This is a genomic window from Novosphingobium sp. Leaf2 (assembly GCF_001421325.1).
Taxonomy (GTDB): Bacteria; Pseudomonadota; Alphaproteobacteria; order Sphingomonadales; family Sphingomonadaceae; genus Novosphingobium.
This window is the reverse complement of the sequence record NZ_LMJY01000022.1, coordinates 52,813-75,244: the sequence shown is the minus strand read 5'-3', so window position 1 is coordinate 75,244 and position 22,432 is coordinate 52,813. Positions and strand designations below refer to the sequence as shown.

Sequence of the window (22,432 nt, the reverse complement as noted above, 5' to 3'; positions counted from 1 at the left end):
GTCCTAGGGCAGTCCATCCTTCCTTTTCCGTAGAAAAAGCGACACGAACCGCGTGAGCGACGACACCAGCGATATCAAGCCGATCGGCCCCGAGGGCGAATACACCCGGATCGACATCGTCGACGAGATGAAGACCAGCTATCTCGATTACGCGATGAGCGTGATCGTCAGCCGCGCGCTGCCTGACGTGCGCGATGGGCTGAAGCCGGTGCATCGCCGCATTCTCTACGCCAGCCAGGAAGGCGGCTTCGTGGCTGGCCGGCCCTATCGCAAGTCCGCCAAGATCGTCGGCGACGTGATGGGCAATTATCACCCGCACGGCGACAGCGCGATCTACGATGCGCTGGCCCGCATGACGCAGGACTGGTCGCTGCGCGTTCCCCTAATCGATGGTCAGGGCAACTTCGGCTCGATGGACCCCGATCCGCCAGCGTCCATGCGCTACACCGAAGCGCGTCTGGCCCGCGTGGCCAATTCCCTGCTCGACGATCTCGACAAGGATACCGTCGATTTTGCGGACAACTACGATGGTTCGCGCCGCGAGCCGACCGTGCTGCCCGCGCGCTTCCCCAACATTCTCGTCAACGGCGCGGGCGGCATCGCTGTTGGCATGGCCACCAACATCCCGCCTCACAACCTGGGCGAGGTGATCGACGGCTGCTTTGCCATGATGGACAATCCCGCGATCACGTCGGAAGAATTGTTCGAGATCATTCCCGGTCCGGATTTTCCCACCGCACCGCTCATCCTGGGGCAAAGCGGCGCGCGCAGCGCCGCGCTGACCGGGCGCGGCTCGATCATCCAGCGCTGCCGCTCGCATGTGGAGGAAGGACGCGGTTCACGCAGCGGCTATCGCTCTATCGTGCTGACTTCGATGCCCTTCCAGGTCGGCAAGAACGGCCTGGTGGAAAAGATCGCCGAGGCCGCGAAGGACAAGCGGATCGAAGGCGTCTCCGACATTCGCGACGAATCCAGCCGCGAAGGCGTGCGCGTCGTCATCGACCTCAAGCGCGATGCCTCGCCTGAAGTGGTGCTCAACCAACTGTGGCGCAGCACCCCGGCGCAATCCAATTTCCCGGCCAACATGCTGGCGATCCGGGGCGGCCGCCCGGAAATCATGGCCCTGCGCGATATTCTGCAGGCGTTCATCCAGTTTCGCGAACAGGTCATCACCCGGCGCACCAAGTTTGAACTGAACAAGGCGCGAGACCGGGCCCATATCCTGCTCGGCCTCGTCGTCGCCGTCTCGAACATGGACGAGGTGGTGCGCATCATCCGCGGCGCCTCCAACCCCGGCGAGGCGCGTGCGCGGCTGCTGGCCAAGGAATGGCCGATCGGCGACATCGCGCAGTACATTCGCCTGGTCGAGGCGATCGAGCCCGAGGCGGAAGCAGCGGGCGGCATCTATCGCTTGTCCGAAGTGCAGGTGAAGGCCATCCTCGACCTGCGCCTGCATCGCCTGACCGCTCTGGGCCGTGACGAGATCGGCGACGAACTCAAGCAACTCGCCGTCGCGATCGAGGAATACCTGTCGATCCTGGCGGATCGGGTGAAGCTGTTCACGGTCATGCGCGAAGAACTGCAGGCCGTACGCGATGCCTACGCCACCCCGCGCCTGTCCGAAATCGTCGCCGCGTTCGATGGCATCGACGACGAGGACCTGATCGAGCGGGAGGACATGGTCGTCACCGTCACGATGGACGGCTACATCAAGCGCACCCCGCTCTCCACCTTCCGCGCGCAGAACCGAGGTGGCAAGGGCCGCGCCGGCATGGCGACCAAGGAAGAAGACGCGGTGACGACGATGTTCGTCACGTCCACCCACAATCCGGTGCTGTTCTTCTCCACTGCCGGCAAGGTCTATCGTCTAAAGGTCTACAAGCTACCCGAGGGCGGGCCGACCACGCGCGGTCGCCCGATCGTCAACCTCCTGCCCGCGCTGGACAAGGACGAGACGATCCAGACCGTGCTCGCCCTGCCCGAAGACGAGACGACGTGGAGCGACCTGTCGGTGGTGTTCGCCACCGCCAAGGGCAACGTGCGTCGCAACGCGATGGATTCGTTCGCCAACGTGCCCAGCAACGGCAAGTTCGCCATGCGCTTCGACGATGGCAGCGATGACCACCTGATCGGCGTCGCCCTGCTCGATGGCGGCGATGATGTGCTACTCGCCACCCGCCAGGGCAAGGCGATCCGCTTTGCCGGTGACGACGTGCGTGAGTTCACCAGCCGCACCTCCACCGGTGTGCGCGGCATGACCTTGAAGGACGGGGACGAGGTGATCTCGCTCTCGATTCTGCACCGCGTGGGCACCGACGCTGACGAGCGCGAGCAGTACCTGCGTTTTGCGCCCTGGAAGGGTGAGAAGGAGGGCGATCCCTCGCTTCCCGGCGATCGCATGGCAGAGCTGGCCGAGCGCGAGCAGTTCATCCTGACGGTCTGCGCCAACGGCTATGGCAAGCTCTCGTCCGCGTACGAATACCGACGCACCGGGCGCGGCGGCCAGGGCATCACCAATATCGACAACATCGGCCGCAACGGGCCGGTTGTTGCTAGCTTCCCGGCCACCCGCGCGCAGCAGCTCATGCTGGTCACCGACCAGGCCAAGCTCATCCGCCTGCCGCTATCGTCCCTGCGCGTGATCGGGCGTGGATCGGCGGGCGTGCGCCTGTTCAGCGTTGCCAACAACGAACACGTGGTCAGCGCCGTGCGGCTCGACGAGGAGCCCGAAATCGACGCTGCGGATGTTGCCGTGGCTGTCGAGGTGGAAGCGCCAGAGGCCGACACCCCGGATACTGGCGAATGACCGACCGGCCACTCGTCGCCTACAAGATCCTGACCGGCGAGCAACTGGCCCGGCTGCTCGCCGAAGGGGCTTTCGCCGGCGCGCCAGTGGACGTGGCGGACGGCTACGTCCACTTGTCCACTGCCGATCAGGTGCAAGCCACGCTGGACAAGCATTTCGCCGGGCAGGACAACCTGCACCTTGCCGCGATCGATCTTGCGGCGCTTGGTGCGGCGGTGAAATGGGAAGTCTCGCGCGGCGGGGCGCTGTTCCCCCACGTCTATGCGGACCTGCCGCTATCCGCCGTCATCGCGTACGGTCCGGTGGAATACCATGCGGACACTACGCTGTTACTGCCGGTCGCGGGATAAAGGCGCGCTTCGCCGACCCTAATCGTATTCGCGCGCGGCCAGTTCGGCGATAACACCGATCGTCAGCAGCAGGTGGCCGATATAGAACAGCGGCCAGGTGCCGATTTCTGCCGCATGCGTGCTGTCGCCCGATGCCGCGATCGCCAGCACTTCGCTTAAGGCGATCAGGCCGGCGCCCAGGCCCACCCGCCAGCGCGGGAAGGTGCTGATCCACGCCGACGCGGCCATGCCGCCCAGCGCCAGACCCATGAACACTGGCACGCCAACCCCGGCCCGGTCTGCCGCGACGAATAGCAGCACCGGCGTTCCCAGAAACAAAGCCGCTGCGGCCACGCGGCTGGCGCTGTCCATGATCACGCGCCGATGCCGAAGGAACAGGCCCAGCCCGATCAGATAGCCCAGCAGCCTGGCATTCAGGCCGATCAGCGGACTGTAATCGGCAAACGCGGACCCGACGGCGGCCAGCACCAGCATCCCCGCCAGTGGCCGTGCGTCCGGATCGCTGCGGCCGACCAGCGCGTAGGCGGCCAGCATCAGCAGCGGCGCGGCGCGAAGCACCATGCGATAGACCTCCGGCGTATCCTCGCCCCACACGAAAGCGCAAGCGACCGCCAGCACGACGCTGACCAGCAGCAGGGGACGTTTTTCAGGCAGCGCCGGGTATGGCATCGGATCTCCGTTCTATCGGCAAGGCTATGGCAGGTGCGGCAGGGCTTTTCCATGCCCCAGTTACAGGCTAGGCCGCATCACCATGACCCATGACATCCATATTATCGGCGGCGGCCTGGCCGGCAGCGAAGCCGCCTGGCAGCTTGGCCGCCGCGGCTTTCGCGTGCGCCTGTCCGAAATGCGCGGCACGGGCGAGCGCAGCCCGGCCCACCAGGGCGATGGCTTGGCTGAACTGGTCTGCTCCAACTCGTTCCGTTCGGACGATCACGAAAAGAACGCGGTGGGTCTGCTCCATCATGAAATGCGCCTGTGCGATTCCCTCATCATGGGCGCGGCGGCGAAAGCACAGGTGCCGGCAGGCTCCGCGCTGGCGGTGGACCGGGATGTTTTTTCCGCCGAAGTCGAAGCGCGACTGACCGCCCTGCCCAATGTCGAGGTCGTGCGTGAACGGATCGACGCACTGCCGCAAAGCGGCGCGGTAATCGTGGCCACCGGGCCGCTGACGGCGCAGGCTTTGGCCGGCTCCATCGGCCAGGCGACCGGTGCGGACAGTCTGGCGTTCTTCGATGCGATCGCGCCCATCGTCTATCGCGACAGCATCGACATGGACGTGTGCTGGATGGCTTCGCGGTGGGACAAGGGCGAGACCAAGGATTACATCAACTGTCCGATGGATAAGGACCAGTACCTGGCCTTCCACGCCGGACTGGTCTCCGGCGAAAAGACGGCGTTCAAGGAATGGGAGGCCAACACGCCCTATTTCGACGGCTGCATGCCGATCGAGGTGATGGCCGAACGCGGCGTGGATACCCTGCGATTCGGGCCGATGAAGCCGGTTGGCCTCGATAATCCCCGCACCGGGCGTTGGCCCTATGCCGTGGTGCAACTGCGGCAGGACAACAAGCTGGGCACGATCTGGAACATGGTGGGCTTCCAGACCAAGCTCAAGCACGCCGAGCAGATGCGCCTGTTCCGCACGATTCCAGGGCTTGAGAATGCCGAATTTGCGCGGCTGGGCGGCCTGCATCGCAACACGTTCCTCAATTCCCCGGTGCTGCTCGATCGCACGCTGCGCTTGAAGACGGCGCCGCATGTCCGCTTTGCCGGACAGATCACCGGCTGCGAAGGCTATGTGGAGAGCGCGGCGATCGGTCTGCTCGCCGGGCTGATGGCCGGCGCCGAACTTTCCGGTCGGACGTTCGAGGCACCGCCGCGAACGACGGCGATGGGCGCGCTGCTGTCACACATCACCGGCGATGCGGAGGCTGAAACCTATCAGCCGATGAACGTCAACTTCGGCCTGTTCCCGCCGCTGCACGACGTAAAGAAAAAGCAGCGCAAAGAGGCCTACACCGGGCGCGCCAAGCAGGACATCGCGCCGTGGATCAGCGAACTGGCCCCGACCTAATCAGATCAGCAACGGCATTTTGATTTCGGCTTAGGAGGCGGCGCAGTCTTGCGGAATTCCGCGGGCGTCAGGAACCCGTCGCGGTCTGCGTCCGCCTCGCTGAACTTATCGACCGTGGCGACCGCCCATTCCTCGAACGTCAGCAGATTGTTGCCGTCCTTGTCCAGCTTGCGAAAGCCATCGGCACGGGTGGACAGCATCTCGTTGCGCGAAATGCGTCCGTCCCGATCGCGGTCGTACCGGCCGAAGCGCCGCTGTTCGCGGTTGAGTTCGGTCGCTTCCGGCGGGGCCGGCCCCACCGCGTCGGCAACATCTGCGCTGGGCAAGGTGGTGGGCGATGGCACGGTAGCGACTGGCGGCGGCGCGGCAGATTCCACCTCCGCCCGGCTTTGCCACCAGAACAGGCCGACACCCAACAGAACAAAGACGGCGAGCCCGCCCAGCAGAAAGCGATTCATTCCGCTGCCTTACGGACTCCCACGCCCTCCACGGAAATTACAACGCTGTAAGCCTAGAAGCCCAGCAGCCCCAAACGCATCGCCTTGAGCACGGCTGCGGGGGATGTAGCCGCAGCGTCCTGCCCCTTGGCGAGCCGGCGGGCGGCCAGGCCTTCCAGGACGAGGAGCGGGCGTAGCGGCCTTGACAGCCGCATCCCGCCACGGCGCGCAGCGTGCGCCAAGCCCTGCGCCGTCTGGCGTTCCTCCGCATGGCCCAAGCGCATCGCCAGATCGCTCAACGCCCAGGACCGCGCGGTAAGCGCCGCCACATCGCGCTCAGCGCTGCGATCCAGAACGTCAGCCAGGGTTGCAAATGCATGCGCCCTGCCCTCCGCCATGGTTTCCATGGCCGAGCCGGGCAAGGGGGCGGCGCCGGTCAAGGCCTCCCAGCCGTCGACAAGCGGCACCAGCCCGGCATGCGCATCGTTCCAGCTTTTCAGAAAGGCCAGCAGGGGTTCGCCATCGGGCCAACTGGCAGCGGGCTGGGCCAGCGATTCGCGCCACCATGCCAGCCGCAATTGCGCCATCATCGGCTCACGCGATTGTCGCAACAGGTGGGCCAGCCGCGCATCGAGCGCCAGCAAGGCCAGCGTAGGCCGGCGCGCGCGCGCGGGCGCGTAGGCCAGGGCCAGCCGCGACACCGTAGGCAGCGATTGGATGAGGATGTCCTCGTTCGAGACGAGGCCTTGGAGCGCGGGAGGCTGCGAAGCGGGAGACTGGGTCACCGGCGCTTCCCTAAACCACCCGGTCCACCATGCAAGCGGGGAGAAGACCGCAGTAGAGGGGCGGCAGCGCGGCCACCGCCCCAAGCCTTCAGATCAGCGATACGTGACCTTCTTCACGGCAGCCACGATGCGGCTGGCATCGATCAGCGCCGCTTTCTCCAGGTTGGCTGCATAGGGCAGCGGTACGTCTTCGTTGCAGACCCGTACGACCGGCGCATCGAGATCGTCGAAGCCGTAATCCATGCAGATCGCAGCGATTTCCGACGCGATGGAGCAGGTCGGCCAGCCTTCTTCAGCCACCACGACGCGGTTGGTCTTGGCAAGGCTGGCAAGCACCGTTTCCTTGTCCAACGGGCGCAAGGTACGAAGATCGATCACTTCGGCCTCGATCCCCTCACCCGCCAGCGTTTCGGCGGCTTCCAGCGCCAGACCGACGCCGATCGAGTAGGACACGATGGTCACGTCCTTGCCTTCGCGCATGATCCGCGCCTTGCCGATCGGCAGGACGTGATCGTCAAGTTCCGGCAGCTCGAACGAGCGACCGTAGATCAGCTCGTTTTCCAGGAACACGACCGGATCCTCGGAACGGATCGCAGCCTTGAGCAGACCCTTGGCATCAGATGCGTCATACGGCGCGATCACCACCAGACCCGGAACGCTGGCGTACCAAGGCCCGTAGTTCTGCGAGTGCTGCGCGCCGACGCGCGAAGCCGCCCCGTTGGGGCCGCGGAACACGACCGGGCAGCGCATCTGGCCGCCGGACATATAATTGGTCTTGGCCGCCGAGTTGATGATATGATCGATCGCCTGCATGGCGAAGTTGAACGTCATGAACTCCACGATCGGGCGAAGGCCGCCCATCGCTGCACCCGTGCCGATGCCGGCAAAGCCGTATTCGGTGATCGGGGTGTCGATGACACGAGTGGGCCCGAACTCCGCGAGCAGGCCCTGGGTCACCTTATATGCGCCCTGATACTCGGCCACTTCCTCGCCCATCACGAACACGCGGCTGTCGCGGCGCATTTCCTCGGCCATCGCGTCGCGCAGCGCGTCACGCACGGTAGAGGTCTTCATGTTGGTGCCGTGCGGGACTTCGGGATCGCGCGCGGTCTTGATGTCGCTGTGCAAATTGGCGGTGCCGCTTTCGGCGGGCTTCTTGTCCTCGGCAGGCTTTTCGCCGGACTTGCGAGCCTCGTCTACGGTTTCGGTCTTGGGCGATTCAGCGGGCTGCTGCGCCGATGACGCGTCCTCTCCCTCCCCGGCGAGGATCGCGATCACGGTGCCGACTTTCACGCCGTCAGTGCCTTCGGCGACGAGGATCTTGCCGACGGTGCCTTCATCGATGGATTCGAATTCCATCGTGGCCTTGTCGGTCTCGATCTCGGCGAGGATATCGCCCGATGCGACCGTGTCGCCTTCCTTTACCAGCCAGCGGGCCAGCTTGCCTTCTTCCATGGTGGGCGAAAGAGCCGGCATCTTCAGTTCGATCGCCATCTCAGTACGTCTCCACCAGCACGTCGGTATACAATTCGGGCGCTGAGGGTTCCGGCGAATTTTCCGCGAAGTCAGCGGCCTGGGCAACGTGCGCACGCACGCGCTTGTCCAGTTCCTTGAGCGAGTCCTCGGTCACGCCCATACCCATCAGTTCGGCCTTGGCATGCTCGATCGGATCGCGCTTGTCGCGCACGCCCTGCACTTCCTCACGGCTGCGATACTTGGCGGGATCGGACATCGAGTGGCCACGATAGCGGTAGGTGTTGAGTTCCATCAGCACCGGCCCGTTGCCGCCGCGCACATGTTCCAGCGCGATTTCGGCGGCCTTGCGCACTTCCAGCAGGTCCATGCCGTCAACCTGCATGCCGGGAATGCGGAACGCGGTGCCCCGGCGGTGGAAGTGGGTTTCCGCCGAAGAACGGCTGACCGCCGTGCCCATGGCATACTGGTTGTTCTCGATCACGAAAATGATCGGCAGCTTCCACAGCGAGGCCATGTTGAAGCTTTCGTACACCTGCCCCTGGTTGGCCGCGCCATCGCCGAAGTAGGCCATCGCGACGCCGCCGTCTTCCCTATACTTGTGCGCGAAGGCAAGGCCCGCGCCCAGCGAGACCTGCGCGCCGACGATGCCGTGGCCACCGTAGAAGCGATGCTCCACGCTGAACATGTGCATCGAGCCGCCCTTGCCCTTGGAGATGCCGGCTTCGCGGCCAGTCAGTTCAGCCATGATGACCTTGGGGTCGATGCCGTAGGCAAGCATGTGGCCGTGGTCGCGGTAGCCGGTGATGACCGAGTCCTTGGACCCGTCCAGCGCCGATTGCAGACCCACGGCAACCGCTTCCTGCCCGATGTACAGGTGACAGAACCCCCCGATAAGGCCCAGGCCATACAACTGTCCGGCTTTTTCCTCGAAACGGCGGATCAGCAGCATCTGTTCGTAAAGACGCAGCAGTTCCTCTTTCGATGGCGCATAACGCTTGTCCGCGTCGAGCGCCTTTTGCAGGCTGTGCAGGGCGAAATCGTCATCTGCGGCGGTGGCGACGGGATTGTCGCCGGCCGGGGCATCTGTCTTTGCTTTAGGCAACGGGTGCTCCCCATCGTTGGTGCGGTCGTTTCAGGGGGTCGTATAGAAAGGCCCGGCGAAAAGCGAAAGCGCCGACGCCGAAAATTGCCGCCCCGGAAACAAAAATTATTACGGAACGAACGAAACGAGCACGGATCGCTGCCCCGAGCCTTGCGGCTCAGCGGATCTGCATCACCATTTCATCAGGTCGCGCGACGTTGAGATGGCTACGAACCAGTTCTCCGGCAAGGTCCGGGTCCATCTTGCGCGGATCGAGCAATGCAACGCGGTTCTTGAGCCGTTCGCGCTCAACCTTCAGATCTTCCAGCTTGGCCTGGCGCTGTTCAAGCAGGCGCTGGTTTTCGCCCCAGGCGAGCAGACCGCTGGGTCCGGCAACGCACCACAAGCCCATCAGCAGGAGGACGGCCAGGGCCAACCCCTGCACAAGGTGATGCTTAGGCATTGTTGCTGATCTGTGCCCGGTTTGCATGCGCGTATATGCACCATACCTGAATCCCGGATTCAAGCCTAAAACTCAACGATATCACGGCATTTGCGACAGTCGGAGACGCACAGCGGCATTTAAGTCCTTTATCAGGTCAGCCGAGGGAACACGCCGCGCGCCCGTGTGTTAAAAGCGCCCGGCAAATGAGGGCGAACAGGCGGTTTCGCTGCAGGTGCTTCCCTGCTAGGCGCTGCACCCTATGTTGACCCTACGTGACATCACCGTGCGCCTTGGTGGCCGCACCATTATCGACGGCGCTTCGGCGACTTTGCCGCAGAATGGCAAGATCGGCCTGATCGGTCGCAACGGCGCTGGCAAGTCCACCCTCGTCAAGACCATCATCGGCGAACTCGATCCTGATGGCGGCTCGGTGGAGATGCCGCGCCGCGCGCGCCTGGGCTACATCGCGCAGGAAGCGCCCAGCGGCACGCGCACCCCGTTCGAAGCCGTCGTCGAGGCCGATACAGAGCGAACTGAACTGCTGGCCGAGGCCGAAACGTGCACCGACCCCAACCGGCTCGGAGACCTGCACGAGCGGCTGATCGCGATTGACGCGTATACCGCGCCGGCCCGCGCCGCCCGGATTCTGGTGGGCTTGGGTTTCGACGAGGAGATGCAGGGCCGCCCGCTCGACAGTTACTCGGGCGGCTGGAAAATGCGCGTGGCACTGGCCGCGCTGCTGTTTTCCGAGCCCGACGTGATGCTGCTCGACGAACCATCGAACCACCTCGATCTGGAAGCCACGCTCTGGCTGGAAAATTTCCTCAAGGGGTATCCCAAGACGCTGCTGGTGATCAGCCACGAACGTGATCTGCTTAACACCGTGGTCGATCATATCCTGCACCTGCAGGTCGGCAAGCTGACCCTGTACCCCGGGGACTACGACAGTTTTGAGCGCCTGCGGGCCGAACGCGCGGCGCAGGCCGCCGCCGCGCGCGCCAGCCAGGATGCCCAGCGCAAGAAGCTGGCCGATTACGTGGCGCGCAATTCCGCCCGCGCGTCGACCGCCAAGCAGGCGCAATCGCGCGCCAAGATGCTGGCCAAGATGCAGCCGATCGCGGCGATGGCCGAAGACCCGTCGCTCAGCTTCGATTTTCCCAGCCCCGATGAACTGCGCCCGCCGCTGGTGACGCTGGACTTGGCCGCGGTGGGTTACGAAGCGGAAAAGCCGATCCTGCGGCGGCTGAACTTGCGCATCGACCCCGAAGACCGGATCGCCCTGCTGGGACGCAATGGCAACGGCAAGACCACGCTGGCACGATTGCTGGCCCGCCAGCTGGCGCCGATGGAAGGCTCGCTCACCTTCTCGCCTAAGATCCGGATCGGCTATTTCACGCAGTATCAGGTGGAAGAACTGCCCGCCGATTCCACCCCGCTGGAACTGATGACCCGTGCGATGGAGGGCAAGACCCCGCTTGCCGTGCGGGGCCAGCTGGGCCGCTTCGGCTTCTCGGGCAACCGCGCAACGGCAACCACCGGCACTTTGTCGGGCGGCGAACGCGCGCGGCTGGCGCTGGCGCTGGTGACGCGCGATGCCCCGCACATGCTGATCCTCGACGAGCCGACCAACCACCTTGACGTCGATGCGCGCGAGGCGCTGGTGCAGGCCCTCAACCAGTTCGACGGCGCGGTGATCCTGGTCAGCCACGATCGCCATATGGTCGAACTGGTGGCGGATCGCCTTGTCCTGGTGGACGGGGGACTGGCCGAGAATTACGACGGATCGATTGAGGACTACATCGATTTCGTGCTGGGCCGCAACCAGCCCAAGCCGGACCTCGCCGCCAAGGCCGGCGCACCGATGCCTAAAAAATCCGGCGCAGTCGCGCGCGAGGAACTCAAAGCCTTGCGCAAGAAGGTCACCGAGGCGGACACCCGCATGAAGCGCCTGCAAACGCAGTTGGGCGCACTGAGCGAGGCCCTCGCCAATCCCGCCAGCGCCAAGGGTGAATTCAAGGGCGTCGCCATCGGCGAGCTTGGCCGTCGCCATGAAGCGCTCACCGCCGATTTGGAACAGGCCGAAACCGAGTGGCTCGAAGTCCATGAAGTGCTCGAAACCCTGATGGGCCGGGGCAAGTGAGCGTCGCCTTCCGCCGGGAAAGCGACGAGGAGCATCTGGAGCCCAAGTTCGAGGTGCCGATCCCGCCGGGCCCGAACCTGGTTACGCCGCGCGGTATGGAGATCATCGGCGAGCGGATCGCGGCGCTGGAAGGTGCGTTGGAAAATGCGGTGGATGAAGCGGCTGCAAATTCAGCAAAGCGCGACTTGCGATACTGGCGCGCCCGGCTTTCTACCGCAGACGTGCAGACCCCGGCATCGTGCGAGACCGTTCACTTCGGCTGCAAGGTTGCTTTCACGCTGAACGGCAAGGCGCGCGAGATCACCATCGTCGGACATGACGAAGCCGATCCGGCAAACGGACTGCTGGCGTTCACCGCTCCGCTTGCCCGCGCGATGATGGGTGCATCACCGGGCGACATCGTGGATTTCAATGGTCGTGAAGACGCCATCGCAATCGTGGCGATACGTCCGGCCTGACGTTCTCTCGGCCTGACCTCACCCCGGGTCGCCGGGGCGAGGATAGCGGCGTCGATCAGTACTTCTTGGGCTTCTTGTGGAACGGCTTGCCGCCGCCGCCAGGACCATCTTGACGCGGGCCAGTAGGCCGGGCGCGGTAGGGCGCCTCGCCCCGAGTTTCGCCCCGCGTTTCACCATCGCCACGCGGTGCGCCTTCGAAGCGCTGTCCCCCGCCTGAACCGGCGTTGGCATGCGGGCGACGGCCCCTGCCCTGCGGCCCTTCGCGATCACGGCTACGGCCTTTGGCGACATCGCGCGGGGTGTCTGGCGCACGCTCGATCAGAATGGTCGCTTCGTACTCACCGTCCTCGCGCGCGGTGCGCTGCACGGCGCTGGCGAACTGTTCTGCCTGCGCGGCGGGGATCTGGAAGTAGGTCTGGTCGCTGTTGATGCGGATCTGGCCCACGGCATCGCGGGTCACATGGCCACGGCGACACAGCACCGGCAGGATCCACCGTGCTTCGGCGCGTTGCGAGCGGCCCACGTCCATGCGGAACCACACCACATCGTCGAAGCCGGGGCGTTCACGCTTTTCGCGGCCCGCCGGCGTGTTGCCCAGCAATTCCTCCGGCTGCGGCATCGCCGCGCGGTGCGCCTGGACGAGTGCGGCAGCGATATCTTCGGGGCTGACTTTTTCCAGCACGACACGGGCGATCTCGCGATCCTCCTCGTCGGCCTCGACCGGGGCCAGCAGCTTTTCCATCAGGCGTCCGCGATCTTGCGCGCGGATTTCTTCGGGTCCGGGTGCTTCGCCCCATTCGGCCTCGATCCGGGCGCCGCGCAGCATCATTTCCACCCGGCGACGACGCGGATAGGGCACGAGCAGCACGGCGGTGCCCTTCTTGCCCGCGCGCCCGGTACGGCCCGAACGGTGCTGCAAGGTTTCGGCGTCGCGCGGAATTTCGACGTGGACGACGAGGCTGAGCGACGGCAGATCGATACCGCGCGCAGCAACGTCCGTTGCGACGCACACCCTGGCGCGGCGATCACGCAGCGCCTGCAGCGCATTGTTGCGCTCGTTCTGCGAATGCTCGCCCGACAGCGCGACAGCGGAAAAGCCGCGCTCCACCAGGGTTGCGTGCAAGTGCTTCACGTTATCGCGGGTGGCGCAGAACAGGATCGCGGTTTCCGCATCGTAGAAGCGCAGCAGGTTCACCGCTGCATGTTCGATGTCGGACGGGGCGACCGTGACGGCCTTGTAGGCGATATCGCCGTGGCCGCGATTTTCACCGACCGTGGAGATGCGCAACGAATTGCGCTGATACCGCTGTGCCAGTGCCTCGATCGGGCGGGGCATCGTGGCCGAGAACAGCAGCGTACGCCGGCCTTCCGGCGTGGCGTCGAGGATTTCCTCAAGGTCTTCGCGAAAGCCCATGTCGAGCATTTCGTCCGCCTCATCGAGCACCACGGCGCGCAGGGCTGACAGGTCGAGCTTGCCGCGTTCCAGATGGTCGCGCAATCGTCCGGGCGTGCCCACGACGATCGTTGCGCCGCGCTCAAGCAGGCGGCGTTCCTTGACCGGGTCCATGCCGCCAACACACGTCACGATGCGCGCCCCGGTGTTGGCATACAGCCACTCAAGCTCGCGGCTGACCTGCTGGGCCAGTTCGCGCGTCGGCGCGATCGCCAGCGCCATGGGGCTTTGCGAGTGGGCCAAGGCATTGTCGGCCAGCAGTTCGTTGCCGATGGCCAGGCCAAACGCAACTGTCTTGCCCGAACCGGTCTGCGCCGACACAACCAGGTCGCGGCCATAGGCCTCCGACTCGGTGACGGCGGTCTGCACCGCGGTGAGCGTTTCATAGCCGTGGGCGGTCAGCGCCTCGGCGAGAGGCTGGGGAATCTGGGGAAAAGTCATGATAGGGTCAACAAGTCCTGCCGCATGAACGCGGCTTTTCAAAGAGCAACAAAATGGCTGCGCGGGCACCTGCGGGTGCACCAGTTGCGTGGCCCATAGACCAAAGCGCACAAATATGCGCGCACCAATTTCATGTTCGTTGAACAGGCTCGCACGACTGCAGCGCTGGCCCTAGTCGCGTGCCCACCAAAGTCAGCGCAAGCCACCCCAGGGCTGGCGAGGCGCGGCGGTCGCACTGGCAGGTTTTTCGGGAAGCAGTTCGAAACGCGGCTCGAAGCCGAGCAGGACGTACATGTCCCGCTCCAAATAGGGTGCGGCGTCCCCGGCACTCATATCCACGCGGGCGCACTCTCCCAGCCCCGGCAGACTGGTTCGGAAAAGCCCTTTGCGTGAAGCAGTCAAGCGCATGATGTCCCCCTTGGAAGCGGCCGGCGCGGCTGCGGAAGCGCCCGCTAACGACCCTGCTCCTGGTGATCAAGCTGGGTAGGAAGTTGTCACATTGTCGCAAGATTTGCAAGCGAGCAACGTTTCAGTCGTCGAGCCCGAAGAGTTCGCAAAAGACAACGGCCTGCCACCGCATTGATGCCAGAAAAGCTCCAGAAAAGCTAATGGCGCAGATGCGAGCGTCGCGTCTTGGAGGGGAGAAAGTGGTGCGCCCGACGGGATTCGAACCCATGGCCCCCAGATTAGGAATCTGGTGCTCTATCCGGCTGAGCTACGGGCGCACGCCGGGGCTTGTTAGCGGGTGCACTCCGGCTTGGCAATCGGAGCGCGGCGCATCAATTCGCCTGGTCTGGCGGCACGATCGGCAACGGTAGCGGCGCCACCGCGATACCTTCTTCCAGCAGTTCCTGCGCCTCGGCGATCGTGGCCTGCCCGTGGATCGCTTCGGCCTCACGTTCACCGTAATGCATGGCCCGCGCATCATCTACGAAGCGCTCGCCCACATAGCGAGAAGATTGCAGCACTTTGGCTTGCAGCGTGGCCAGCACCTTTATCATTTCCACCGCCTGGGGCGGCAACGGCGCATTGGCCACCGGCGTGCTGGGCATGGGGTCTCCTGGAGCCGCGCCTGTCGCCTTGTCACGCGTGGATCGCTGCGGTGCGCCAAGCTGGTTGCCTTTGCGGGCGAGCCGGGGTGCCTGCACCGCCTTGGCCACATCGGCGGCCCCGCAATGCGGACACGTCACCAGGCCGCGCTCTTGCTGACGCACGAAATCGTCCGAAGACTTGAACCAGCCCTCGAATCGATGAAGAGCATCTTGGCATTGCAGGTCGTAGACGATCATGTCGCCGCTATGCTGCGATATGGCGACGGTTGGCAAGGCTGGGCAGTTGTGCCCGTACCGCCTGCGTACGCTCTGGGTCGATATCAACGAAAGCGACATCCGACGTCCCGCCGTCGTCCACGCCGCCCATGTCGAGCAGCACGTCTCCCCACGGGTCCACCGCCAGGGAGTGCCCATAGGTTTCGCGGCCATCGTCATGCCGGCCAACTTGCGCCGCGCTCAGCACGTAGGCACTGGATTCCACCGCGCGGGCGCGCTGCAGCAGATGCCAGTGCGCCCGCCCGGTGGGCACCGTGAACGCCGCCGGGATGGCGATCACGTCGCATTTCCCCGCCCCCAAGGCCTCGAAAAGCGCGGGAAACCGGATATCATAGCAGATCGCCAGCCCAAGCCGCCCCAGCGGGGTATCCACCGTCACGACCTCCTCGCCCGGCGTGTAGGCATTGGATTCCCGCCAGCTTTCGCCGCTCGCCAGATCCACGTCGAACATGTGAAGCTTGTCATAGCGGGCGCGGATTTCGCCGTGATCGTCAATTACGAAAGCGCGGTTGGCCCATTTGCCGTCGTCCCGCGCAATCGCCAGCGATCCCAGATGCACCCATATGCCTTCGCGCTGCGCTGCCGCGCATACCGCCGCCAGCACCAGATCCTGCGCCTCGGGCCGGATCGAGCGCCTGGCCCGCTTACGGTCACGATCCAGCAGCCCGGACATTTCGGGTGTGAACAGCATGGCTGCGCCTCCTGCCCGCGCTTGCGCCGCAGCATTCACGATCGCATCCGCATTGGCCTGTGGATCGATCCCGGTTGTCATCTGGAACAGCGCCGCGCGGGGCATCGTCAAACCCCGCTCACAGCCCGAGCACGGGGTCGAGCTTGCCGGCACGGTCCAAGGCGTTGATATCGTCGAAACCGCCGTAGGGCTTGTCGTCGATCAACACTTGCGGAACGGTTGCAGCGCCGGGCACGCGGCTCAGCATTTCGGCGCGCTTGGGGCCGCCCATGGTGATATCGTGTTCATCATAGGACAGGCCTTTCTTGTCGAGCAACGACTTGGCCGCCACGCAATACGGGCAACCCCACTTAGTATAGATCTCGATTTTCGGCTGGCTCATGCCCGGCTCCTTGGGATGCGGTTTTTACGTTTTCGCAGCCTCTTGAAAGGCTGTTGCAGTTTCATATCTAGGGATGCAAGCCATGGCCCGCCAAGGGGGTGGCTCGAAAACGGGGTGCTGATTTGCAGGCCCCGTCCAAACGAAGATTGCTCATAGGAGGATTTTTGTCATGAACCGTATCGACTTTTCGCCCTACCGCCGCACGATGGTCGGCTTTGATCGCCTGTTCGACATGATCGAAAATCAGGCGCGCGTCACCACCGGCGACAAGTACCCGCCGTTCAACATCGAACGGCGCGGCCAGGATGCCTATCGCATCACGCTGGCCGTGGCCGGCTTCAAGTCTGGCGACATCGATATCACCGCGCAGGCCAACCTGCTGGTCGTCAGGGGCGCTAAGCCCGATGAGGCCGCCGATGGGGAAATGCTGCATGTCGGCATCGCCCAGCGCGGGTTCGAACGTCGTTTCGAACTGGCTGACTACGTACGCGTCGAAGGTGCCGATCTTGCCGATGGCCTTCTCGTGATCGACCTCGTGCGCGAGGTGCCCGAAGCGATGAAGCCCAAGAAGATCGCCGTTGGCGGCAACAAGCTGACCGTCGTCGAAAGCTCTGGTAACGAAGACACCAGCGCTGCGGCGTAAGGTCATGCCAGCGCTGCTGGCGAAATAGTTGGGGCGGTCCGGTTATCCGGGCCGCCCTTTTTGGCATCCACGCTGGACGTCTTCAGCGGCCTAGACCAGCCGCGCCTGCTGCAGCGCGGCGGCGATGAAGCCGGCAAACAAGGGGTGCGGTTCGAACGGGCGCGACTTGAGTTCGGGGTGGAACTGAACCCCGACGAACCACGGATGATCCGGCCGCTCAACGATCTCGGGCAACAGGCCGTCGGGCGACATGCCGGAGAAAATCAGCCCGTTGCCTTCCAGTGCATCACGGTAGGCAGCATTAACTTCATAGCGATGGCGATGGCGCTCGCTGATTTCACTGGTGCCGTAAATGGCCGCCACGTGGCTGTTAGGCGACAGGGCCGCGGGATAAGCGCCGACGCGCATGGTGCCGCCAAGATCGCCGCCTTCCGCGCGGGTCTGCAGGCCATCCTGCGTCATCCATTCAGTGATGATGCCCACGACCGGTTCTTCGGTAGGGCCAAATTCGGTGGAACTGGCCTTGGCAATGCCGGCCGAGCGCGCACCCTCGATGCAGGCCATCTGCATGCCCAGACAAATACCGAAGAACGGCACGTTGCGTTCCCGGGCAAAGCGGACCGAGGCAATCTTGCCTTCGGTCCCGCGTTCACCAAACCCGCCGGGCACGAGGATACCGTGCATGGGTTCGAGCGCGGCGGCGATCTCGGAATGTTCCTTCTCGAAGATCTCGGCATCGATCCAGCGCACGTTGACCTTCACGCGGTTGGCCATGCCGCCGTGGACCAGCGCTTCGTTCAGCGATTTGTAAGCGTCCTGCAGGCCGACATACTTGCCCACGACCCCGATGGTAACCTCGCCTTCGGGGTTCTGGTAGCGGTCGGTAATGTCGTCCCAGCGGCTGAGTTCGGGCGCCTTGGCGGCTTCGGCCATGCCGAAGTGATGCAGCACCTCGGCGTCCAGCCCCTCGCGGTGATACTGCAGCGGCACGGCGTAGATGTTGGGGGCGTCGAGCGCCTGGATGACAGCCTGCGGGCGCACGTTGCAGAACAGCGCGATCTTGCGCCGTTCGCTTTCCGGCAATTCGCGGTCGCACCGGCACAGCAGGATGTCAGGCTGGATGCCTAGCCCGGTCAGTTCGCGCACCGAGTGCTGAGTGGGCTTGGTCTTCAATTCGCCCGCAGCGGCGATGTACGGCACCAGCGTGACGTGCACGAAGCAGGTGCGCTCACGGCCCAGTTCGTTGCGCAGCTGGCGCATGGCCTCGACGAACGGCAGGCCCTCGATGTCGCCCACAGTCCCGCCGATTTCGCACAGCACGAAGTCCAGATCCTCGGTTTCCGCCAGCGCGAAGTCCTTGATTGCATCGGTAACGTGGGGGATGACCTGCACCGTCGCGCCCAGGTAATCGCCGCGCCGTTCCTTGGCGATGATGCCCTGGTAGATGCGGCCCGACGTGATGTTGTCCGCCTTGCGGCCCGACACGCCGGTAAACCGCTCGTAATGCCCCAGGTCCAGGTCAGTTTCGGCGCCATCGTCGGTCACGAAGACCTCGCCGTGCTGGTACGGGCTCATCGTACCGGGATCGACGTTGAGGTACGGATCGAACTTGCGGATGCGGACCTTGTAGCCGCGAGCCTGGAGCAACGCCGCCAGGCTTGCGGCCATGAGTCCCTTGCCAAGCGAGGAGACCACGCCGCCGGTGATAAAAATGTGCCGCGCCATGGGAGTTGAGCCTTAAATTGCATGGGGGCCCTCAGGCAAGAGCCCGGAGCCTCATTCCACAGATCAAACATGAAAATGCCGCCTGACAGCGCCAGACGGCATCCCGATTACGATAGGACGCGAAAAATCGCGCCCGGCGGATTACTGCTTGGCAGCACCCGAAAGCGGGTCCGCCGGTGCGGGCGTGGCGCCGGGCGCAGCCGAAGGCGCCGGAGCCGCCTGATTCGCGGCGGCACCGCCAAGGGGATCCGCCGGCTGCGCAGGAACCGGTGCAACCGGCGCGGTCTGGCGCTGCAGCGATGTATCGATATCCCGGCCCGAGGTTTCGTGGACGGCCATGGCCGCCAGAATGATGCTGAGCACCACGAAGATCGTGGCCAGAACCGAGGTGGCGCGCGTCAGGAAGCTGGCCGCGCCGCGCGCCGACATCAGTCCGGAGGGACTGCCACCGACGCCGAGGCCGCCGCCTTCGGACTTTTGCACCAGGATCACGCCCACCAGCATAGCGGCAACCAGCGCCTGCACCACGGTCAGGAAAAGGAACATCTTCGTTTCAGCCTTCCGGCAGGGACACGCGTCCCCGCATCGTTCGCCGGGCAGATAAGCGCAACAACGCAGTCGCGCAACCCGGCAGCGTCATCGCCGCAACCCGCTGGGGCTTTGGATCAGGTATTGAGCGAGGCAGCCGCGCCTACGATGGCGAGGAAGCTCTCCGCCGTCAGGCTTGCCCCGCCCACCAGCGCGCCGCCCACATCCGGCACCGCGAGCAGTTCTGCCGCATTGTCAGCCTTGACCGAGCCGCCATACAGGATGCGCACGTCCGCCCCGCCTTCGCCGTAGATGCCGACGAGCCGGTTGCGAATAGCCGCGTGCATTGCCGCCACGTCGGCGATGGAGGGAACCCGCCCGGTACCGATGGCCCATACCGGTTCATACGCGACGGACAGCTTTTCCGGCGCACCGTCGAAATGCGGGCACGAACCGTCAAGCTGCGCGGATACCACCGCTTCGGCGTTGCCAGCATCGCGCTGTGCTTCGGTTTCGCCAACGCACAGGATCACCGCAAGGCCTGCCGCCAGAGCCGCTTCGGCCTTGGCCTTTACGTCTGCGTCGGTCTCACCGTGATATTCGCGGCGTTCGGAATGGCCCACGATGGTGAAATCGGCGCCGGCGTCCTTGAGCATGGGGGCGGAAATATCGCCGGTGAACGCACCGCTTTCCTTGGCATGGCAATCCTGGCCGCCCACACCGATGAGTTCCACCGCATCCCGAACCCGGTACAGCAGCGTTGCCGGCGGCGCGACGGCCACCTGCACTTTGGGAAAGCGCGCGGCTGCCCGGTCCATCGCCCGCGCTTCGGCCAGCATCCCGCGCGTGCCGTTCATTTTCCAATTCCCGACGATGTAAGGTAATCCGGCCATTTCAATCCCTCGATCAATGCTGGCGAACCTTTGAGGACTCCCCTGCGGATCCTCACGGATTACCCGCGGCAATTGCCCCGCCCCGGGAATCAGGTCGTCTGTGTTGCCGCGCAGCTAGGCCACCTGGGCAGGCCTTGTCAAAACGCGAGCTTATCTAATCGCGGCTTTCCCACCGGTTACAGCCGCGTCCGCCGTCGGAATTGCCCGGCGGCGATGCAAGCGGCATTGCAGGAAAGGCCAAGCGCCCCTAAAGCCGCCTCCGTTTACGGGTGCGGCTGCGGTCGTCCCCGTGGTATTCTGGCTAATCGCTGATCGGCACGGTGCATGCTCAATTTCTTTCGTTCGTTTCTGAAGTCCCGGATCGGGGCCATCGTCGGCCTTGTGGTGCTGGGCGTGATCGCGCTCGCGTTTGCCAGCGGCGATATCGCCGGCATCCATAGCGGCGGCACCGTCGATGCCAGTACGGCAGTAGCCACGGTCGGCAACCAGAGCGTCACGGCGGATCAGCTCGATCAGGGCGCCAAGCGCGCGCTGGAGCGCGTGAAGCAGCAAACACCGACCGCCACGATGAAGCAACTGCTGTCCGAAGGCGGGCTGGAGCAGGTTCTCAACAGCCTGATCGATGCCGCCGCCTTTCAGGTCTACGGAACCAAGAACGGCGTCGCCATCAGCGATCGGCTAGTCGACAGCGAATTGACGCAGATCCCCGCGTTTCAGGGTGTCGATGGCAAGTTCGACCAGAACGCATTCCGCCAGGCCCTGGCGCAGCAGCGGATTTCCGAAGAATCGCTGCGCGACGATATCCGCAAGAATCTGGTGGCTCAGCAACTGGTGGTGCCTGCGCAGATCGGCGCGGTCATGTCGAAGTTTGCCGCCACTCGCTATGCCTCGCTGCTGGAGGAAACCCGCAGCGGAACGGTGATTGCGCTGCCGTCCATCATGTTTGCGCCATCGCGCGCGCCTACTGACGCCGAACTGGCCGCCTTCTACAAGGCGAACGCCGCGCAGTTCACCCGCCCCGAACGCCGCACTGTCCGCTATGCCGTGTTCAGCGCGGACAAGCTGCCCGCCCCCGCCGCGCCGACCGACGCGGAAATCGCGGCGCGCTATCAGGCCAACAAGGCGGCTTATGCCGAGCAGGACAATCGGCGCATCACCCAGCTGATCGTGCCGACGCAGGCCGCAGCGCAGGCCGTGGTCGCCGAAGTGGCCAAGGGCAAGTCGCTCGAAGCCGCAGCGCAGGAAAAGGGCCTTGCAGCGGCAAAGCTGGAATTCTTCAGCCGCGACCAGCTTTCCGGCCAGTTCTCCCCCGCAGTCGCCCAGGCGGTGTTCGCAGCCCCCGTCGGCACGCTGGCCGCCCCGCAAAAGAGCGTTCTGGGCTGGCACGTGATCCGCGTTGACGAGGAGCAGAAAAAGCCCGCGCGCTCGCTGGAGCAGGCGAAGGCAGAGCTTTCCACGCAGATTGCCGCCGACAAGAAGCGCAAGGCGTTCTCTGATACGCTGGCCAAAATCGACGAGCAGTTTTCCAATGGCGCCAGCCTCGTCGAAGTCGCAAAGTCGCTGGGTGGAACTATCCAGCAGACGCAGCCGCTGACCGCTGATGGCCGGGTTTACATGAAGCCCGGCGAGGCGGCGCCTGCCGAACTGCGCCCGCTGCTGACCACCGCGTTTGGGATGGAGCAGGAGAAGCCGCAGGTCGCCGAGGCGGAGCGTGGCAAGACGTTTGTGGTCTATGACGTGACCGACATCCAGCCTTCCGCCCCTGCCCCGTTCGCGCAGATCAAGGACGACGTGAAGCTGGCGTGGTCGCTTGATGCCGGCGCGACGGCGGCCAAGGCTGCCGCGCTCAAGGTGCAGGCCGCGATCCGCAAGGGTCAATCGGTGGAACAGGCGATGGCCGCGTCGGGCAAGACGCTACCCGCGCCGCAGCAGGTCGCCATGTCCCGCCCGACACTGTCCGCCGCCCTACAGGCCGGGCGGCAGGTGCCGCCGCCGGTATCGCTGATGTTCCACATGGCAAAGGGGACGGTTAAAGTGCAGTCGGCAGCGGGCGAGCGTGGCTGGTTTGTTGTGCTGCTGAAGGACGTGGTGCCCGGCAAGGTCGATTCTGCGCAGCTGATCGGCACCGCGCAGCGTGAACTGGGTCAGCAGCTTGGCCAGTCCTATGCCACTGCACTGGGCGCTGCGATGCGCAAGGACGTGGGCGTGAAGCGCCATGGCGCTGCCATCAACGCCGTGCGCGACCAGCTCGCCGGCGTTCCCGCCGCGGACTGAGCGGCAGCAGGACGCACGA

General features: G+C 64.7%; 21 protein-coding genes and 1 tRNA gene. 7 read left to right on the top strand and 15 right to left on the bottom strand.

What is annotated here, in order from left to right:
* Nucleotides 1-52 precede the first annotated feature (52 nt).
* Both gyrA and ASE49_RS17235 read left to right on the top strand, forming a co-directional pair.
* Nucleotides 53-2,806: a DNA gyrase subunit A gene (gyrA, locus tag ASE49_RS17240; RefSeq protein ID WP_056775486.1), complete on the top strand. Its 2,754-nt coding sequence runs from the start codon at nucleotides 53-55 to the stop codon at nucleotides 2,804-2,806.
* Nucleotides 2,803-3,156 (top strand): DUF952 domain-containing protein, encoded by a 354-nt coding sequence (locus tag ASE49_RS17235; protein WP_056775483.1) that lies wholly within the window; start codon nucleotides 2,803-2,805, stop codon nucleotides 3,154-3,156. Before gyrA ends, ASE49_RS17235 begins: the two co-directional genes overlap by 4 nt.
* Nucleotides 3,157-3,174: 18 nt before the next feature.
* Here the strand turns inward: ASE49_RS17235 and ASE49_RS17230 are convergent, their stop codons facing one another.
* Nucleotides 3,175-3,825 (bottom strand): hypothetical protein, encoded by a 651-nt coding sequence (locus ASE49_RS17230; protein WP_056775481.1) that lies wholly within the window; start codon nucleotides 3,823-3,825, stop codon nucleotides 3,175-3,177.
* Nucleotides 3,826-3,907: 82 nt separating this feature from the next.
* Between ASE49_RS17230 and trmFO the strand changes: the two genes are divergently transcribed.
* Nucleotides 3,908-5,233 carry a methylenetetrahydrofolate--tRNA-(uracil(54)-C(5))-methyltransferase (FADH(2)-oxidizing) TrmFO gene (gene trmFO / locus ASE49_RS17225; protein WP_056775478.1) on the top strand — a complete coding sequence of 442 codons (1,326 nt, stop codon included), beginning with the start codon at nucleotides 3,908-3,910 and terminating at the stop codon, nucleotides 5,231-5,233.
* 5 nt (nucleotides 5,234-5,238) lie between these two features.
* Here the strand turns inward: trmFO and ASE49_RS17220 are convergent, their stop codons facing one another.
* The 5 genes from ASE49_RS17220 to ASE49_RS17200 all read right to left on the bottom strand — a co-directional run bounded on the left by ASE49_RS17220 (nucleotide 5,239) and on the right by ASE49_RS17200 (nucleotide 9,475).
* Nucleotides 5,239-5,691 (bottom strand): EF-hand domain-containing protein, encoded by a 453-nt coding sequence (locus ASE49_RS17220; RefSeq protein ID WP_056775475.1) that lies wholly within the window; start codon nucleotides 5,689-5,691, stop codon nucleotides 5,239-5,241.
* A 53-nt stretch (nucleotides 5,692-5,744) separates the two neighbouring features.
* On the bottom strand, nucleotides 5,745-6,455 hold the full coding sequence (locus tag ASE49_RS17215; protein ID WP_056775473.1) for a hypothetical protein: 711 nt from the start codon (nucleotides 6,453-6,455) through the stop codon (nucleotides 5,745-5,747).
* Nucleotides 6,456-6,548: 93 nt separating this feature from the next.
* Nucleotides 6,549-7,949 (bottom strand): pyruvate dehydrogenase complex E1 component subunit beta, encoded by a 1,401-nt coding sequence (locus tag ASE49_RS17210; protein ID WP_056775470.1) that lies wholly within the window; start codon nucleotides 7,947-7,949, stop codon nucleotides 6,549-6,551.
* 1 nt (nucleotide 7,950) lies between these two features.
* Nucleotides 7,951-9,033, bottom strand: coding sequence for a pyruvate dehydrogenase (acetyl-transferring) E1 component subunit alpha (gene pdhA, locus ASE49_RS17205; protein ID WP_056775468.1), 1,083 nt, complete (start codon nucleotides 9,031-9,033; stop codon nucleotides 7,951-7,953).
* A gap of 157 nt (nucleotides 9,034-9,190) precedes the next feature.
* On the bottom strand, nucleotides 9,191-9,475 hold the full coding sequence (locus ASE49_RS17200) for an FtsB family cell division protein (protein WP_235523045.1): 285 nt from the start codon (nucleotides 9,473-9,475) through the stop codon (nucleotides 9,191-9,193).
* A 241-nt stretch (nucleotides 9,476-9,716) separates the two neighbouring features.
* Here ASE49_RS17200 and ASE49_RS17195 point away from each other — a divergent pair, with 241 nt between their 5' ends.
* Together ASE49_RS17195 and ASE49_RS17190 are read left to right on the top strand one after the other, a co-directional pair.
* Complete coding sequence (locus tag ASE49_RS17195; RefSeq protein WP_056775461.1) at nucleotides 9,717-11,597, top strand: ABC-F family ATP-binding cassette domain-containing protein; 1,881 nt, start codon at nucleotides 9,717-9,719, stop codon at nucleotides 11,595-11,597.
* A complete protein-coding gene (locus ASE49_RS17190; RefSeq protein ID WP_056775460.1) occupies nucleotides 11,594-12,055 on the top strand; it encodes a GreA/GreB family elongation factor in 462 nt (153 codons plus the stop codon). Before ASE49_RS17195 ends, ASE49_RS17190 begins: the two co-directional genes overlap by 4 nt.
* Before the next feature lie 55 nt (nucleotides 12,056-12,110).
* On the opposite strand, the gene ASE49_RS17185 is transcribed toward ASE49_RS17190, so the two are convergent.
* The 6 genes from ASE49_RS17185 to grxC all read right to left on the bottom strand — a co-directional run bounded on the left by ASE49_RS17185 (nucleotide 12,111) and on the right by grxC (nucleotide 16,350).
* Nucleotides 12,111-13,949 carry a DEAD/DEAH box helicase gene (locus tag ASE49_RS17185; protein WP_056775457.1) on the bottom strand — a complete coding sequence of 613 codons (1,839 nt, stop codon included), beginning with the start codon at nucleotides 13,947-13,949 and terminating at the stop codon, nucleotides 12,111-12,113.
* A 192-nt stretch (nucleotides 13,950-14,141) separates the two neighbouring features.
* Nucleotides 14,142-14,357 carry a hypothetical protein gene (locus tag ASE49_RS17960; RefSeq protein ID WP_082456553.1) on the bottom strand — a complete coding sequence of 72 codons (216 nt, stop codon included), beginning with the start codon at nucleotides 14,355-14,357 and terminating at the stop codon, nucleotides 14,142-14,144.
* Between the two features lie 240 nt (nucleotides 14,358-14,597).
* Nucleotides 14,598-14,674 (bottom strand) — tRNA-Arg (locus ASE49_RS17180).
* 54 nt (nucleotides 14,675-14,728) lie between these two features.
* Nucleotides 14,729-15,238, bottom strand: a complete 510-nt coding sequence (locus tag ASE49_RS17175; RefSeq protein WP_056775455.1) for a DUF1178 family protein — start codon at nucleotides 15,236-15,238, stop codon at nucleotides 14,729-14,731.
* A gap of 7 nt (nucleotides 15,239-15,245) precedes the next feature.
* A complete protein-coding gene (locus ASE49_RS17170; protein WP_056775451.1) occupies nucleotides 15,246-16,073 on the bottom strand; it encodes a carbon-nitrogen hydrolase family protein in 828 nt (275 codons plus the stop codon).
* Nucleotides 16,074-16,086: 13 nt separating this feature from the next.
* Entirely contained in the window at nucleotides 16,087-16,350 is a 264-nt protein-coding gene (gene grxC / locus ASE49_RS17165; protein WP_056775449.1) for a glutaredoxin 3, read from the bottom strand.
* Between the two features lie 169 nt (nucleotides 16,351-16,519).
* Between grxC and ASE49_RS17160 the strand changes: the two genes are divergently transcribed.
* Nucleotides 16,520-16,993 carry an Hsp20 family protein gene (locus ASE49_RS17160; protein ID WP_056775445.1) on the top strand — a complete coding sequence of 158 codons (474 nt, stop codon included), beginning with the start codon at nucleotides 16,520-16,522 and terminating at the stop codon, nucleotides 16,991-16,993.
* 90 nt (nucleotides 16,994-17,083) lie between these two features.
* Here ASE49_RS17160 and ASE49_RS17155 read toward each other — a convergent pair whose 3' ends face one another.
* The 3 genes from ASE49_RS17155 to tpiA all read right to left on the bottom strand — a co-directional run bounded on the left by ASE49_RS17155 (nucleotide 17,084) and on the right by tpiA (nucleotide 20,139).
* On the bottom strand, nucleotides 17,084-18,718 hold the full coding sequence (locus ASE49_RS17155; RefSeq protein ID WP_056775442.1) for a CTP synthase: 1,635 nt from the start codon (nucleotides 18,716-18,718) through the stop codon (nucleotides 17,084-17,086).
* Between the two features lie 141 nt (nucleotides 18,719-18,859).
* Complete coding sequence (secG, locus tag ASE49_RS17150; protein ID WP_056775438.1) at nucleotides 18,860-19,264, bottom strand: preprotein translocase subunit SecG; 405 nt, start codon at nucleotides 19,262-19,264, stop codon at nucleotides 18,860-18,862.
* A gap of 119 nt (nucleotides 19,265-19,383) precedes the next feature.
* Entirely contained in the window at nucleotides 19,384-20,139 is a 756-nt protein-coding gene (gene tpiA, locus ASE49_RS17145) for a triose-phosphate isomerase (protein ID WP_056775436.1), read from the bottom strand.
* 324 nt (nucleotides 20,140-20,463) lie between these two features.
* On the opposite strand from tpiA, the gene ASE49_RS17140 reads away from it, so the two are divergent.
* Complete coding sequence (locus ASE49_RS17140; RefSeq protein ID WP_056775432.1) at nucleotides 20,464-22,413, top strand: peptidylprolyl isomerase; 1,950 nt, start codon at nucleotides 20,464-20,466, stop codon at nucleotides 22,411-22,413.
* The last annotated feature ends 19 nt before the right edge of the window (nucleotides 22,414-22,432 follow it).